11 protein-coding genes are annotated in these 15,538 nt (G+C 65.4%); 2 read left to right on the forward strand and 9 right to left on the reverse strand.

The features are described from left to right. Positions 1 to 3 precede the first annotated feature (3 nt). Together xdhA and RE429_RS15780 are read right to left on the reverse strand one after the other, a co-directional pair. Entirely contained in the window at positions 4 to 1,515 is a 1,512-nt protein-coding gene (gene xdhA, locus RE429_RS15775) for a xanthine dehydrogenase small subunit (protein ID WP_414471670.1), read from the reverse strand. A 99-nt stretch (positions 1,516 to 1,614) separates the two neighbouring features. Further along, positions 1,615 to 2,055, reverse strand: a complete 441-nt coding sequence (locus RE429_RS15780; RefSeq protein ID WP_414471671.1) for a VOC family protein — start codon at positions 2,053 to 2,055, stop codon at positions 1,615 to 1,617. Positions 2,056 to 2,254: 199 nt separating this feature from the next. On the opposite strand from RE429_RS15780, the gene pepN reads away from it, so the two are divergent. Then, the gene (gene pepN / locus RE429_RS15785) at positions 2,255 to 4,906 is read left to right on the forward strand and encodes an aminopeptidase N (protein ID WP_414471672.1); all 2,652 of its coding nucleotides are present in this window, start codon (positions 2,255 to 2,257) and stop codon (positions 4,904 to 4,906) included. A gap of 306 nt (positions 4,907 to 5,212) precedes the next feature. Then, positions 5,213 to 7,432: a PAS domain-containing sensor histidine kinase gene (locus RE429_RS15790; RefSeq protein WP_414471673.1), complete on the forward strand. Its 2,220-nt coding sequence runs from the start codon at positions 5,213 to 5,215 to the stop codon at positions 7,430 to 7,432. A gap of 177 nt (positions 7,433 to 7,609) precedes the next feature. Here the strand turns inward: RE429_RS15790 and RE429_RS15795 are convergent, their stop codons facing one another. The 7 genes from RE429_RS15795 to RE429_RS15825 all read right to left on the reverse strand — a co-directional run bounded on the left by RE429_RS15795 (position 7,610) and on the right by RE429_RS15825 (position 15,536). Next, positions 7,610 to 10,576, reverse strand: a complete 2,967-nt coding sequence (locus RE429_RS15795; RefSeq protein ID WP_414471674.1) for a bifunctional [glutamine synthetase] adenylyltransferase/[glutamine synthetase]-adenylyl-L-tyrosine phosphorylase — start codon at positions 10,574 to 10,576, stop codon at positions 7,610 to 7,612. A 78-nt stretch (positions 10,577 to 10,654) separates the two neighbouring features. Continuing rightward, positions 10,655 to 12,076: an ATP-binding protein gene (locus RE429_RS15800; RefSeq protein ID WP_414471675.1), complete on the reverse strand. Its 1,422-nt coding sequence runs from the start codon at positions 12,074 to 12,076 to the stop codon at positions 10,655 to 10,657. A 10-nt stretch (positions 12,077 to 12,086) separates the two neighbouring features. Continuing rightward, positions 12,087 to 12,785 (reverse strand): winged helix-turn-helix domain-containing protein, encoded by a 699-nt coding sequence (locus RE429_RS15805; RefSeq protein ID WP_414471676.1) that lies wholly within the window; start codon positions 12,783 to 12,785, stop codon positions 12,087 to 12,089. A 137-nt stretch (positions 12,786 to 12,922) separates the two neighbouring features. Then, complete coding sequence (locus RE429_RS15810; RefSeq protein WP_414471677.1) at positions 12,923 to 14,128, reverse strand: S1C family serine protease; 1,206 nt, start codon at positions 14,126 to 14,128, stop codon at positions 12,923 to 12,925. Positions 14,129 to 14,268: 140 nt separating this feature from the next. Then, positions 14,269 to 14,634: a type II toxin-antitoxin system death-on-curing family toxin gene (locus tag RE429_RS15815; protein ID WP_414471678.1), complete on the reverse strand. Its 366-nt coding sequence runs from the start codon at positions 14,632 to 14,634 to the stop codon at positions 14,269 to 14,271. Between the two features lie 28 nt (positions 14,635 to 14,662). Then, on the reverse strand, positions 14,663 to 14,836 hold the full coding sequence (locus RE429_RS15820) for a hypothetical protein (RefSeq protein ID WP_414471679.1): 174 nt from the start codon (positions 14,834 to 14,836) through the stop codon (positions 14,663 to 14,665). Positions 14,837 to 15,071: 235 nt separating this feature from the next. After that, on the reverse strand, positions 15,072 to 15,536 hold the full coding sequence (locus RE429_RS15825; protein WP_414471680.1) for a cytochrome c-type biogenesis protein: 465 nt from the start codon (positions 15,534 to 15,536) through the stop codon (positions 15,072 to 15,074). Positions 15,537 to 15,538 lie beyond the last annotated feature (2 nt).

Consider the following 15,538-nt stretch of genomic DNA (forward strand, 5'->3'; position numbering starts at 1 on the left):
GCCTTACTCCGCCGCCTCCATCGCCTCGCGCCGGCCGACGATCCGCGTCGCGCGCGTCTCGCCCGAGGCGGTCTCGCTCAGCGCCTTGAACACGAGGTTGCGCGCCACCGTCATGCGGTAGGCCGCGGAAGCGCGGTGATCGTCGAGAGGTTGATAGTCGCGCGCGACGGCGGCCATCGCCTCGCCCCATCTCGACGGGTCGTCGAGGGACACGCCGGCGAGCGCGGCTTCCGTTTCCAGGGCGCGCTTGGGAATGCCCGCCATGCCGCCGAACGCGATGCGGGCCTGTGCGATCCTGCGCCCATCGAGCGTGAACCTGAAGGCGCCCATGACGGCGGAGATGTCCTCATCGAAGCGCTTGGACACCTTGTAGGCCCGGAACACCTCGCCCGATTTCAGCTTAGGAAGCCAAATCAGACTGACGAACTCGCCCGGTCGGCGGTCCTGCTGACGGTAAGCGATGAAAAACGACTCCAGAGGGATCTTACGGGTTGCCCCGTCCCGGTCCAGCCTTCCTCTTTGCAGGGTGATCTCGCTGCCGAGAGCAATCAGGGCCGGAGCCAGATCACCGATGGGCGAACCATTGGCGATGTTGCCGCCGACTGTGCCCGACGCGCGAACCTGGGCTGAGCCGAAACGGCGCATCAGCTCCCCAAGATCGGGATCGATCGCATGAAGATGCGGCATGGCTGCCGCGTGGGTTGCGCCTGCGCCGATGATAAGATCGTCCCCCGCGTCGATGATCTCATCGAAATCCTCCACGCGCCCGAGCCAAATGATCTTGTCGACTTCCGCTAAACCCTTCGTGATCCACAGGCCCACATCGGTGCACCCGGCCACCAGGGTCGAGTCGGGATGTGCCAGATAAAGCTCGGCCAAGGCTTCGACGGATCCGGGCGCGGCGAAGAAGCGCCCGGCATTGCCGACGAAGATGTCATCACGATGGATCTGCGGACCGATCTCCAGAAGCTGTCCGGCCACGATAAGCTTCGCGACGGCCTGCTGCCAATGCTCGTCCGGCTCCCGGGAGCACACGTCGAGCGCGGCCTCGACGATGGGGCGATAGCCCGTGCAGCGGCAGAGATTTCCGGCCAGTGCATCGTTGATCTGCTCACGGCTCAAGGGCCGCTCGGCTTCCTGGTACAGGGTGAACAGGCTCATCACGATCCCGGGTGTGCAGAATCCGCATTGGGATCCGTGATGCGCCACCATGGCGGACTGGACCGGGTGCAGCTCGCCGTTCCGCGCCAGATCCTCGACCGTGACGACATCAGCTCCGTCCACCTGGCCCAGGAGCAGGATGCAGGCATTGACGGGCTCGTAATGGACGCGCCCGTCCCTGAAACGGCCGAGCGCCACCGTACAGGCCCCACAATCGCCTTCGGCGCAGCCCTCCTTCGTTCCGACGCGGCGCTCCTGAAGCCTCAGGTAATCCAGAAGCGTGGTGCGCGGGTGAAAGCCGGAAACCTCGATGGGCTGTCCATTCCGCCAGAAGCGGATCGCGTCTCGTGCCAAGATTGTCCTCCGCCGGTTTCTTCCCGGCCTCTTATGGTGGGTCGGGAAGAATGGCGGAGCAAGGACTTTTCGCCAAGGAGACTTTCTGGGGATGCCCGCTTACCAGGAGCCGGTATTCGGCATGGACGCCCAGGGCTCCTGCACGGGCTTGGGTTCGCCGCGCTGCAGCAATTCGATGGAGATGTTGTCGGGCGTCTTGACGAAGGCCATGTTGCCGTCGCGAGGCGGACGGTTGATGGTGACGCCCGCGTCCATCAGCTTCCGGCAGGTCTCGTAGATGTCGTCGACCCGATAGGCGAGATGGCCGAAATTCCGCCCCCCGGAATACTCGTTCTCGTCCCAGTTATAGGTCAGCTCCAGAAGCGGAGCCTTGCTGTCCTTGGCCTTTTCCACGTCCCCGGGAGCCGCCAGGAACACGAGGGTGTAGCGCCCCTTCTCGTTCTCCGTCCGGCGAACCTCGACGAGACCGAACTTGTTGCAGAAAAAATCGAGAGACTGCTCCAGATTGGAGACCCGGACCATTGTGTGGAGGTATTCCATAAATCATCTCCTCTATGAGGTTCGCTCAGGGTGATGGCGCTTTTGGCGGAGAGATCAAGACCTATGCTTTTGACCCGCGGAAAAAGCCTTGGAATAATCCAAGTGGACGTGACTTTTATCGCCTGTCGATTCAGACAATCGTCCCCCTGCCGTCGAACCGCCACGATTCAAGGTAATCCTATTTCACAGAGAGTTGCCGATGCGCACTGATGCCGCCCAGATCGTTCGCCTTGAGGACTACCGGCCCAGCGATTTCCTGATCGACCGGGTCGAGCTGGACGTCAGGCTCCATCCGACGGCGACGACGGTTACCGCGACGCTGTCCCTGCGGCCGAATCCGGCCGGGCGCTCGGATGTGCCCCTCGTGCTCGACGGCGACGAGGTGAACCTGAAATCCGTCGCTCTCGACGAGCGGCCGCTGGAAGCCGGGGAGTTCGAGGCCCATCCCCAGTCCCTCACGATTTCCCAGCCTCCGCAGCACCCCTTCAGGCTCACCATCGAGACCGAGATCGACCCGACGGCCAACACCAAGCTCATGGGCCTTTACCGCTCGGGCGGGAATTACTGCACCCAATGCGAGGCCGAGGGCTTCAGGCGCATCACCTATTTTCTCGACCGGCCGGACGTTCTCGCCGTCTATACCACGCGCATCGAGGCGGACCGCGAGGAGGCTCCGGTTCTGCTCGGCAACGGCAATCCGGTCGAGAGCGGCCCCGTCGCGGGAACCGGCCGGCACTTCGCGGTGTGGCACGATCCCTTTCCTAAACCGTCCTATCTGTTCGCGCTCGTCGGCGGACGCCTCGGCCGCGTCGCGAAGCCCTTCACGACCATGACCGGACGCGACGTGGAGATCGCCGTCTACGTGGAGCCCGGCAAGGAGAGCCGCGCCGGATACGCGCTCGACGCGCTCGAGCGCTCCATGATCTGGGACGAGAAGGTGTTCGGCCGCGAATACGATCTTAACGTCTTCAACATCGTCGCCGTCTCGGACTTCAACATGGGCGCGATGGAGAACAAGGGCCTCAACATCTTCAACGACAAATACGTCCTGGCGAGCCCCGAGACCGCGACCGATACGGATTACGCGAATATCGAAGCGATCATCGCGCACGAGTACTTCCACAACTGGTCGGGCAACCGCGTGACCTGCCGCGACTGGTTCCAGCTCTGCCTGAAGGAAGGACTGACGGTTTTCCGGGATCAGGAATTCTCCTCCGACGAGCGCTCGCGGCCCGTGCACCGCATCGCGGAGGTGAAGGCCCTGAGAGCGCGGCAGTTCCTGGAGGATTCGAGCCCCCTCTCCCATCCCGTGCGGCCGAGCCAGTATCGCGAGATCAACAACTTCTACACCGCGACCGTCTACGAGAAGGGCGCCGAGATCGTCCGCATGCTCAAGACTCTCGTGGGCGGCGAGAATTTCCGCAGCGGGATGGATCTCTACTACGAACGCTGCGACGGCACCGCCGCCACCGTCGAGGATTTCCTGAAGGCCTTCGCCGACGTCACGGGGCGCGACCTCAGCCATTTCGCCCGCTGGTATGCGCAATCCGGCACGCCGCGCGTGACCGTGCGCGGCCATTTCGACGAAGCGGCTGCGACCTACCGCCTCGACTTCGAGCAGCGCACGCCTCCCACGCCCGGCCAGCCCACGAAGGAGCCGATGGTGATCCCCGTATCGCTCGGCCTCGTGACCGAGGACGGGCAGCCGATCGAGGCTTCCTGCGAGCGCGTGAATTCGCGTGGCGTCCTCGTTCTGGACAAGGCCCGGGACAGCATCACCTTCACGGGCGTGCGCTCGCGCCCCGTCCCGTCGCTCTTCCGCGGCTTCTCGGCGCCGGTGAAGGTCTCCCTCGAGCTTTCGAGCGACGATCTTCTCGTTCTGCTCCGGCACGACACGGACGCCTTCAACCGCTGGCAGGCGGCGCAGACGGTGGCGATGCGCATTCTCGTCGCCCTCTCGACGGGAGTGTCGGTCGGCGACGAGGACATGGAGGCGCTCTCCTCGGCTATACGCTCCTTCACGGAGACGGACGCTTTGAACGATCCGGCTTTCGCAGCGCTCGTCCTGACCCTGCCCAGCGAAGCCGACATCGCCCAGGAGATCGGAAAGGACGTGAACCCCGACGCCGTCCACCGCGCCCGCAAGGCCCTGCGCAGACGGATCGGCCAGGGAAGCTTGGAGCCTCTCGCGACGCTGCATCGCGCCCTTGCGCAGACGGAACCCTACAGCCCCGATGCCGCGAGCGCCGGAAGACGCGCTTTGCGCAACGCCGCACTCGACCTTCTGGCCTCAGCCGATCCATGCCTGGGAGAGAAACTCGCGAGCGAACAATTCGAGAGGGCGGGCAACATGACGGATCGGCTCGCATCCTTGAACGTCCTCATGACGATTCCCGGAATGGTGCGGGAGAACGCCATCAAGAGCTTCGAGGAGCGCTATCGCACCGAGCCGCTCGTGATGGACAAGTGGTTCACCCTGCAGGCCGTGATCCCGGAAGACACGACGCTCGATCGCGTCAAGCGCCTGATGGAACACCCGGCCTTCTCGTTCAACAATCCGAACCGCGTACGCTCCCTCGTCGGAAGCTTCGCGATGCTCAACCAGGTGCAGTTCAACCGGGAGGACGGGGCGGGCTACGCGTTCCTGGCATCCATCGTGCTGCGGATCGACGAGTTGAATCCCCAGCTCGCATCGCGGCTGCTCACCGCTTTCAGCACATGGAAGATGATGGAGCCCGTCCGCCGCTCCCATGCCCGCCGGGCGCTTCAATCGATCGCGCAAAAGTCGAATCTTTCCCGCGATGTAGGAGATATCGTGAATCGATCCCTTGAGGAGGCTCAGGCCTCCTGACGGAGATTTGGCACATCAAGAGCCCGGGCGACTTATCCCGAGCTTTCCCCAGGCATAAAAGCGGATAAGAATTTTTTATTAACCAAACCCGTCCTACAGCTGGACAAATCACCTGCCCGTGATTCTATTGTTGATGATTCGGAGAGATGCGGCACGTCCTCCGAGTGAGGACAGTTTCGGTTCCGAAGGGAGCATCGCATGGCGGGGGCGGTGACCGCATGCGTACCCGCACGCGCGGGTACGATTCTAGGGGTAGCGCGATCTGACGCGAACCCCGCTTATCGGCGGCTCGAGCAATACGAATCCTTGCTCAGGCTCGCCGTTCCGGCAGTACTCATTCTCTTTCTCGTCACTCTGGCCGGCAGCGCGTGGATTCAGATCCGCGACGGCCGTCGCGACACCCTGCTCGATGCCATCCAGGACATCGACATCATCGCCTCGCTCTCCGCCGCGAAGCTCGCCAACCACCGCGCTCCCGCCGATCCCGCGCAGGCGGCAGCCGAGCTCGGCACGCTCGCCAAGGAGATGCCGGCAAGCGCGCTGAGTCAGAACCGGAGCCTTCTTCTCATCAACCATTCGGGCGCGGTCATCGCCACCTATCCGCAGATGGACGATGCTCCGCGGACGCTGGCCGAGATTCTCGGCGATGCGCAGCCGCTCGCGCTCTTCGCCGACCGCGCGGGCGTGATGACGATCAGGATGGCCGACGGCAAGGAAGGCATTGCGACCGTGCGCGCGCTCCCGGCCTCGTCGGGCCAGATCGCCCTGGTTCAGCCGCTGCCCCATGTCCTCGCCGGCTGGTGGACGCGCACCATCGGGCATGTCTCCCTGCTCGGCGCGACCATCATGGTGCTTCTCGGCATCGGCGTCGCATACATGATGCAGGCCAACCGCGCCCGCGCCGCCGACGAGGTGTGCGAGAAGGTGCGCGACCGGATCGATTCCGCCCTCAACCGCGGACGCTGCGGCCTGTGGGACTGGGACATCGGGCGCGGCCGGATCTACTGGTCCGACTCCATGTACGAGCTGCTCGGCTACGAGCGGCAGGACGAGTTCCTCTCGTTCGGCGAAGTCAACGCCATGATCCATCCGGACGATCAGGATCTCTACACGCTCGCGGAGCAGCTCGCTTCCGCTACGACATCCCTGGTCGATTACGAATTCCGCATCCGCAGCCTCACGGGCGACTGGGTGTGGCTGCGCGCCCGCGCGGAGCTGATGAACGATCCCGACGACGCGGCGAGCCATCTCGTCGGCATCGCGGTCGACGTCACGGAGCAGCGCGGCCTCGAAGAGAAGACCGCCCGCGCGGATGCGCGCCTGCACGACGCCATCGAGGCTATTTCCGAGGCCTTCGTGCTGTGGGACGCCAACAACCATCTCGTGCTGTGCAATTCGAAGTTCCAGAAGCTCCACGAGCTTCCTGCGGACGCCAACCTGCAGGGCAAGTCCTATGCCGAAGTGATGGCGCTCGGCCGCCCGCCCGAAGTGCAGCATCAGTTCCTGCGCCGCGAGCAGCAGGACGTGGGCGCGCGCACGTTCGAGGCGCGCCTGCAGGACGGCCGCTGGCTCCAGATCAACGAGCGCCGCACGAAGGACGGCGGCTACGTGTCGGTCGGCACGGACATCACCGCGCTCAAGCGCCATGAGCATCGCCTCGTCGAATCCGAGAAGGAGCTCATCGCCACCGTTCTCGATCTCAAGCAGTCCCGCCAGAAGCTCGAAGCGCAGACGCAGCAGCTCGCGGATCTCGCCGAGCGCTACCTGGATCAGAAGGCGCAGGCCGAGAGCGCCAACCGTGCGAAGTCGGAATTCCTCGCCAATATGAGCCACGAGCTGCGCACGCCGCTCAACGCCATCATCGGCTTCGCGGAAGTCATGCAGAGCGGCATCTTCGGCTCGCTCGGCTCCGAGAAATACGAGGAATACTGCTCGGATATCCGCTCGAGCGGCGAATATCTCCTGTCGGTCATCAACGACATTCTCGACATGTCGCGCATCGAGGCGGGCCGTACGACCCTCAAGAAGCAGCCGCTCGAGATCCACGCCTCGATTCAGCGGGCGCTGAAGCTCGTCAGCGAGCAGACCAAGGCCAAGAATCTCGTCGTCACGGTCGACGTGACGCCCGAGGATATCGTGGCTCCGGCGGACGAGCGCGCGCTCCACCAGATCCTCGTGAACCTGCTTCAGAACGCGACCAAGTTCACCAGCGAAGGCGGCTGCATCACCGTGCGCACCCGCCTCGCCGGCGGCGCCGTCAACATCTATGTCGAGGACAACGGCATCGGCATTCCTGACCATGCCCTTCACAAGCTCGGCCAGCCTTTCGAGCAGGTCGAGACCGAGTTCTCGAAGAGCTACAAGGGTTCGGGGCTGGGACTTGCCATCGCCCGCTCGCTCGCGGAGCTTCATGGCGGCAGCCTGCGCATCAAGAGCCAGGAAGGAACCGGCACCATCGTGCTCGTCCACCTGCCCATGGCCGAGACCACGAACGCCGACATCGCCCTCGCGGACGCGGCTGCCTAGAGCATCGGACGTGGATGGCCGCGACTGATCCCCGGATCAAGTCCGGGGACGGCCATGACGGAAAGAGTGGAACGAGCGGAGAAACGCAGGTCACGATGACAGGCCCCCGGATCAAGTCCGGCGACCGGCATAACGGGAGAATGCGGAGGAGGTGCGGGCAGCTCCCCTCGAAACCGGTCAGCTCAGGACGCGGTCGTAAATCTCCCGGACATGCTCGCGCACCGCATTCAGATGCGTCAGCAGCACCTTGGCGTCGGGCAGGCCCGCGATCGTCGCGAGGCGCTTGAAGATGGCGGGCGGAACGCGGTCGGGAACGAAGGCTCCTTCGATCGCCAGCCTCTGCCACTGGAAGATCGCGTTGAATTGCCGATGGGCCTCGACGAGGTCCTTCGCGTCCGCATCCGAAAGAAGCCCTGCCCTGCAAGCCTCCTGGAAGGTCTCCTCGGACGGCAGCCCGATCAGCGCGGCGTGCCGGTTCGCATGCGCGAGGACGAGCGCCTGCGCGATGAAATCCAGATCGGTCAGGCCGCCCTTCGCGAGCTTGAGATCCCACGGGTCGTCGTCGCCCTTTTCCTGCGCGATCAGGTCGCGCATCGCGCGCACCTCCGCCATCACGTGGCGAGGGTCGCGCTCGGCGCCCACGATATCCTCGATGGACCGGGCGACCCGCGGCGCGAAATCGGCGTCGGCGAACAGGATGCGGGCGCGCGTGAGTGCCATGTGCTCCCACAGCTCGGCCTCGCTCTGCTGATAGGCGACGAAGCCCTTGTACTGCGCGGCGAGCGGTCCTTTGCCGCCCTGGGGCCTCAGGCGCAGGTCGACCTCGTAGAGGAGCCCGCGCCGGGTCGGCACGGTCAGGGCGGCGACGAGCCTTTGAGTGAGGCGCGTGTGATACACGACGGCGTCGAGGGAGCGCGGACCGGTGCTCTCGCGCCGCTCCTCGTCGAAATCGTAGACGACGACGAGGTCGAGATCGGAGCCCGCCGTAAGTTCCTTCGTGCCCAGGCGCCCGAGCCCGAGAACGGCCACCCTGGCGCCGGGAATCACGCCGTGCTCGGCCTCGAATTCCTGCCGGACGCGCGCGAAGGAGGCTCGGACGATCGCGGCCGCGATCGCCGCATAGGCTTCGCCCGCCTGCGCGGGAGAGATGATGCCGGAGAGAAGCCGCGCGCCCGTGATGAACCGCATCTGCCGCGCCGCATCGCGGGCGCGGTCGAGGAACTCCTCGTAATTGGCGGGGCTTGCGATGATCTGGCGCACATGCTCCTCAATCGCCGCCTCGTCGACCCGTGGAATGCCGAAGGCGGGATCGATCAGGACGTCGAGCACATGCGGCGATTGCGCGACCGTGTTGGCGAGCCGCGGCGCGGTCCCGAGAAGGTCCGCGAAGCGCAGGCGCAGCTTGTCGTGGGATTGCAGGATCGTGAGGAGCTCGACGGCGGCCGGCATGCGGCCGAACGCGCTGTCGAGAGCCGCGAGCGCTCCGTCGGGATCGGCGGTGCCGCCGAGCGCCGACAGCAGGGCCGGAGTGAGCTCGGTCAGCACCTCGCGGGCCCGCGCGCTGGTGATGGCGGAGCGCCGCCCGAAATGCCAGCCGCGCACGGTCTCGGCCGCCTTTTCCGGCTCGCGGAAACCCATGCGCTGAAGGGTGGCGAGCGTCTCCGGATCATCGCTCGTGCCGGTGAAGACCAGGCTGCCCACATCGGATGCGAGTTCCGGTCCCTCCTCGAAGAGCAGCGCGTAATGGCCCTGCACGATCTTCGCCTGATCCGTCAGCGCTTTCGAGAACGCCGCGAGGCTGGGATAGCCGCAGAAATGCGCGAAGCGCTCGAGCTCCTCCTCGTCCGAGGGAAGACGCTGCGTCTGCTCGTCGGCGACCATCTGGAGCCGGTGTTCGATGGTCCGCAAGAAGCGATAGGCCTGGGACAGCTCATCGCGCGCCTGGGCCGTGATCCAGCCTTCGTTGTGCAGCTCGACCAGCATGTCGAGGGTGCGCCGGCCCCGGAGCGCGGGGCGCCTGCCGCCGAAGACGAGCTGCTGCGTCTGCACGAAGAACTCGATCTCGCGGATGCCCCCGCGTCCGAGCTTGATGTCGTGGCCCGCCACCGCGATCTCGTCATGCCCGCGCACCGCGTGGATCTGCCGCTTCATGGCGTGCACGTCGGCGATGGAGGCGAAGTCGAAATATTTGCGCCAGATGAAGGGCCGCAGCTCCTTGAGGAAGGTTTCGCCGAGCGTCAGGTCGCCCGCGACGGGTCTCGCCTTGATGAAGGCCGCGCGCTCCCAGTTCTGCCCGAGGGTCTCGTAATAGACATAGGCCGAGGAGAGCGACATCGCCGTGGGCGTCGAGCCCGGATCCGGGCGCAGGCGGTAATCGACGCGATGCACATAGCCGTCCGGCGTGCGCTCCTGCAGCAGCCGGGCCAGCTGCTGCGCAATGCGGGTATAGATCGTCGTCGCCTCGGCCCCCTCCCTGATCGCCCGCGTTTCGGGATCGAAGAAGATCACGAGGTCGATGTCGCTCGAATAGTTGAGCTCTCCCGCCCCATGCTTGCCGAGCGCGAGCACCGTGATGCCCGCGCCCTCGCCCGGCATCTCCGGATTCTGGAGCGTGATGCGGCCGAGATCCGCGGTGTCCGTCAGGATCAGGTTCAGGCCGCCCGACACCGAGGCGTCCGCGAAATCGGAGAGGGCCTGAGTCACCGCTTCCGTTCCCCAGAGGCCGCCGATATCGGCAAGGGCGACCAGGAGCGCATGGGCGTTGCGGTTGCGCCGGAAGGCTCTCGTTGCATCGTCGCGGGTGATCTCGCCCGCGCGCACGCGGCGGAACAGGTTCGCCTGGTCGGCCAGGATGGCGGCATGGACGGCTTCCGGCTCCCCCAGCCCAAGCCGCGCCGCGCGAACCGGATCGGCCAGGACGAGCTGCCAGAGGAAGGGCGAATAATCGGCGAGGGCCATGAGGAGATCGCGGAACAATCCCTTGTCGAGATGCGCCGCCAGGTCTGCGGCCTCCGGCTCCCGGCGGGCCCGCTCTATGAACTCCGCGAGTTCAGCCTTGGCCTTCTTGCGCTCGGAAACGGGCGGGGCCTGCGTCAGGCGGCTGATGAGGGAGCGGTTCTGGTCCGGCACGGCCAATCCATTCATGTCTCGAGATGGCCTGAGTGTTCACGCCGCCGGACAAGAGGCAACCGAAAAGTGAATCGCGGTCGTCCGCCGCAAGGCTCAGGCGGCGGACGGCAGGGCGACCGGTGCGGCGGGTGCGTCCTTCAAGGGCAGGATCAGGACGACCCGCAGCCCGGGCGCATTGTCCTCCATGAGAAGACGCCCCTCATGGAGCCGCGCCACGGCGGCGGCAAGGCTCAGGCCGAGACCGAAGCCCGGGCGCGAGCGCGCGGATTCCAGCCGCACGAACCGCTCCAGGACGTGGCTGCGCTCCTCCTCCGGAATGCCGGGCCCGTGATCCGCCACGACGATCCTCACTTCCTGGCCGATGCGCTGGGCCGACACGGCGATGGTCTGCGCGCTGCCGTCGGAGGCGGCGCCGTATTTGAGCGCATTGTCGAGGAGATTGGCCATCGCCTGGCCCAGCAATTCGCGGCTGCCGTGGATCGGCAATCCGCTTTCGACGGAGACGTCGAGCGATACGCCGACTTCCTCCGCCACGGCCTCGTAAAGCTCGGCGACGTCCTGGACGGCCTCCGCCGCATCGAAATCGGCCAGGGCCTCGCGCGCATTGCCGGCCTCCAGCCGGGCGATCATGAGAAGCGCGTTGAAGATGCGGATCAGGTTGTCGCTTTCCTCGATGGTGGCCTCCAGCGCGGCCTTGAGCTCGTCGGGAGTCTTGGCCGTGCGCAGCGCCTCGTCGGCCTTGTTGCGCAGCCTTGTCAGCGGCGTCTTCAGGTCGTGCGCGATGTTGTCTGACACTTCGCGCATGCCGCGCATCAGCTCGCCGATGCGGTCGAGCATGTCGTTGAGGTTCTCGGCCAGGCGGTCGAGCTCGTCGCCCGTACCGGCGATCTTCAATCGCCCGTCGAGATCGCCGGCCATGATGTCGCGGGTGATGTCGGTCATGTCGTCGACGCGCTTGAGCACCCGCCGCGCGATGAACCAGCTTCCCAGGCAGCCGAGGACGCCGATGAACAGCAGGGAATATCCGATCGCCTTGTGGATGACGTCGCGCAGGCGGATGCGCTCCTCGATGTCGCGGCCGACCAGCAGGCGGAAACCGCCCGGCAGGACATAGACGCGCACGAGGGCGAGGTTGGGCTTCGTATCCGTCTCGTCCGTGCGGTTGTAGAGCGTCTCGAACTGTCCCACCCGGTCGATCACGCCCGGCGGCAGGGCCCCGACATTGCCGGCGACCCGTTCGCCGAGTTCGGTGGTGACGAGATAGAGCGACGCGCCGGGCGTGCGGGAGCGCCGGTCGACCACGTTCACCAGGCGGCGCAAGCCCCCGATCCTGTATTGCTGGGCCAGCCCGTCGATCTCGTTCTCGATGGTCGAGACGAACTGGTCGGTCAGCACCTTCTCGGCGCTCCAGGCGACATAGCCCAGCGTCACGAAGGCGAAGAGCGTGAAGACGACGAGATAGGCGAAGGACAGCTTGAACGCGGTGGTTCGGAAGAGTTTGCCGAGGCCGGTCATGGGGGCGCGCTCATTCCTCGCCCTCCACCGAACCGACCCGGACCATGTAGCCCGCGCCGCGGATGGTGTGGATGAGCGGCTTGTCGAAGCCCTTGTCGATCTTGGACCGCAGCCGCGAGACGTGAACGTCGATCACGTTGGTCTGGGGATCGAAGTGGTAGTCCCACACATGCTCCAGCAGCATGGTGCGCGTGACGACCTGATTGGCGTTCTTCATCAGGTATTCGAGCAGCCTGAACTCGCGCGGCTGCAGCACGATCTCCTGGCCCGAGCGCGTCACGCGATGCGAGAGCCGGTCGAGTTCGAGATCGGCGATGCGGTAGATCGTCGGCTCGGTGTTCGGCGCAGAAGGGCGGCGCCGCGCGAGAACCTCGACGCGCGCCAGAAGCTCGGAGAAGGCGTAGGGCTTCGGAAGATAATCGTCGCCGCCCGCCCGCAGGCCCTTCACCCGGTCGTCGACCTGCCCCAGGGCGGACAGGATGAGGACCGGCGTCTCGACCTTCTGCTCGCGCAGGGAGCGGATGAGGGAGAGGCCGTCGAGTTTCGGCAGCATGCGGTCGACCACGAGCACGTCGTAATCTCCCGCCTCGGCCATGGCGTATCCGTCGAGCCCGTCGGGAGCATGGTCCGCCACGTGGCCCGTCTCCCGGAACGCCTTCACAAGGTAGGAGGCCGCTTCTTTGTCGTCCTCGATAATGAGAATCCGCATCGCCTGTCTTCAAAGCACGTTAAGCCCGCGGCGGCCGGCCCTGGAGGGGGAGGAGGCCGGCCGCCGCGGGCAGAAGACACCAGGTGTCGGGGGCAATCAACATTTAAGATCCTGGTGCCCTGTTCTGTGCCGAAGGATCAGGCACCCTTCGGCTGACTGCCGACCTCGAGGGTCACGGTCCGCTCCTTGCCCTGGCGCCAGAGCGTCAGGGACAGGGTCTTGCCGGGCGCGACCTGGGCGACCTTGCGGGACAGGTCCTTGGCCTCGTTGATCGGCTGGCCGTCCACGGCGATGATGGTGTCGCCCGTCTGGACGCCCGCCTTCGCGGCGGGGCCATCCTTGATCGCCTCGGCCACCAGCGCGCCCTTGGCGTCCTTCAGGCCGATCGCCTCCGCGATCTCCTTGGTGACCGGCTGCATCTGCACGCCGATGAAGCCGCGGGTGACGGCGCCCTTGTCCTTGAGCGAGGCGACGACCTGCTCCACCGTGCTCGCCGGAATGGCGAAGGCGATGCCGACGCTGCCGCCCGAAGGCGAATAGATCGCCGTGTTCACGCCCACGACCTCGCCCGAGAGGTTGAAGGTCGGGCCGCCGGAATTGCCCTTGTTCACCGGCGCATCGATCTGGATGAAGTCGTCGTAGGGGCCTGCGCCGATGTCGCGGTGCTGGGCCGAGACGATGCCGGCCGTCACCGTGCCGCCGAGGCCGAACGGATTGCCGACCGCGAGCACCCAATCGCCGATGCGGGCCTTCTGGTCGGCGAGGCGCACGTAAGGAAAGTCGCTGCCGCCGTCCACCTTCAGCAGGGCGAGGTCGGTCTTGGCATCGGTGCCGATCACCTTGGCCGGCAGCTCCTTGCCGTCATCCATGGTCACGGTCACGTCGGCGGCGTTCTCGACCACGTGGTTGTTGGTCACGACATAGCCGTCGGCCGAAATGAAGAAGCCGGAGCCGAGAGCCTGGCCGAACTGGCGCGGCTGCGGACGGCGCCCGCGCGGGCTATCGGGCTGCTGGTCGCGGAACTGGCGGAAGAAGCGCTCCATGGGGCTGCCGGGCGGGAAATCGGGGAGTGCGAACTGCTCGCCGTCGCCGTCGTCCCGGGACGCCACGTTCTGCACCTTGACCTTCACGGCCACGACCGCGGGCTTCACCTTGTCGATCATGTCCGCAAAGGACGGCAGGCCCTGCATCGGCTGCGACATGGAGCGCAGCTCGGCATGGGCCGGATTGGGAACGACGAGCCCGCCGCCGACGGCGCCGCCCGCGATCAGGGCCGCAACGGCCGCGGCGCCGAGCCATTTGGCGGTCTTGTGACGGATGGGAGCAGGAACCTTGTCCGACATCTCTTCTCTCCTGAAAGAACCTTCTCGGTTCGTGTTGAGAAGAAGATGGGGGCGCGCGCCTTACGGTACTCTCACCTCAAGATGAATTGTTGGTAAGGTTTCTTGCGCTTCCGCCTACGAACGAACGCAAACCCGTTCCCTCATCCGTCATAGAATTCTGTCGCGAAGGGCCGCAGCGCCTCGGCGAATTGCTTCTCCGTCATGTCGCCATTGAGGACTTGGAGGACCCAATCGCCGAGTTCCTCCGTGTCGGCGATCGTCAGCATGTAGCCGTTCATTTCCAGGAAGATGACGGCCGCTATGAAGCCTGCCCGTTTGTTTCCCTGCTCAAACGCATGATTGCGGGCAATACCGAACAAAAGGGTCGTCGCCAGCGTCAGCAGGTCCCGCTCGCCGGCATAGTGATAGTGAGCGCGCGGCTTGTAGACAGCACTTTCCAGGAGGTCGTAGCTCAGGAGCAGGAAGGGCTCTCCGGTCGAAGCGACCGCGTCCCGGCAGATCTCCAAGACTTCCGCAGTCGGAAGCCAAAGAGGTTCATTTGGCAAGATGTGCGAGCACTTTCGGGAACCGCGCCATCACCTTCTTGCGGAGAGCTGAATAATCGACAGGCTCCTCCTGAGGTTTTGCAAGAAGGACGCGCTTCTTCGCCTCCTGCTCATCGCGAGCTGCGGCATCACGTTCAGCAATGCGCGTTTTACGGGCGGTCATGGCGAGGCCCCTCTTTACCTTACGTCTTTTGCGGTCGGTGTCCCTCATAGCGACACTCCAACGTGAGGGATCATGATTGGTTTCACCGAACTTGACAACATAACTTGCGGCCCAGCCGCTTCGAGGCCGGCACCAGTCAGTCCTCCGCGAATTGTCACAAGGTTCCGTGACCCTTCTGGAAGGGCCTGCGGCAAAGCCAAATTATCCAGGTTTAGGCAAGATCTATCGCGATTCGTCAGGACGCCGGCCGGTCGCGGCTGAGCAGCGCCTCCAGGGCTTTCCGCTCCTCTTCGTTCAGGGTCTGCGCGCCCTGCGGGCGCCGGCGGAGGGCGGCGACACAGGCTCCCGCGGCCCCGAGAACCAGGACCAGCACCGGGGTCAGCCACAGAAGCATGTTGTGGGCGCTGAAGGTGGGTTTCAGCAGGACGAACTCGCCGTAGCGCTGCACCAGGAAGTCCTGCACCTGCCGGTCGTCGTCGCCGGCCACGAGCCGCTCGCGCACGAGAAGCCGCAGGTCCCGGGCGAGCTGCGCGTCGGAATCGTCGATGGACTGGTTCTGGCAGACGAGGCAGCGCAGGCCCGAGGAGATGTCCCGCGCGCGCTTTTCCAGAGCCGGATCCTTCAGCACCTCGTCGGGCTGCACCGCGAAGGCCGGCCCGACGGCGGTCAGGAGGGCGAGGAGGGCGAGAACGAACCGCATGG

It is taken from the genome of Microvirga sp. M2, from assembly GCF_047497095.1.
In the GTDB taxonomy this organism is placed as follows: Bacteria; Pseudomonadota; Alphaproteobacteria; order Rhizobiales; family Beijerinckiaceae; genus Microvirga.

Bases quoted from the DNA above. Each gene is read 5' to 3' on its own strand.
- RE429_RS15805 (WP_414471676.1), bottom strand. From the start codon at position 12,785: ATGCGGATTCTCATTATCGAGGACGACAAAGAAGCGGCCTCCTACCTT.
- pepN (WP_414471672.1), top strand. From the start codon at position 2,255: ATGCGCACTGATGCCGCCCAGATCGTTCGCCTTGAGGACTACCGGCCC.
- RE429_RS15820 (WP_414471679.1), bottom strand. From the start codon at position 14,836: ATGACCGCCCGTAAAACGCGCATTGCTGAACGTGATGCCGCAGCTCGC.
- RE429_RS15780 (WP_414471671.1), bottom strand. From the start codon at position 2,055: ATGGAATACCTCCACACAATGGTCCGGGTCTCCAATCTGGAGCAGTCT.
- RE429_RS15795 (WP_414471674.1), bottom strand. From the start codon at position 10,576: ATGAATGGATTGGCCGTGCCGGACCAGAACCGCTCCCTCATCAGCCGC.
- RE429_RS15800 (WP_414471675.1), bottom strand. From the start codon at position 12,076: ATGACCGGCCTCGGCAAACTCTTCCGAACCACCGCGTTCAAGCTGTCC.
- RE429_RS15825 (WP_414471680.1), bottom strand. From the start codon at position 15,536: ATGCGGTTCGTTCTCGCCCTCCTCGCCCTCCTGACCGCCGTCGGGCCG.
- RE429_RS15810 (WP_414471677.1), bottom strand. From the start codon at position 14,128: ATGTCGGACAAGGTTCCTGCTCCCATCCGTCACAAGACCGCCAAATGG.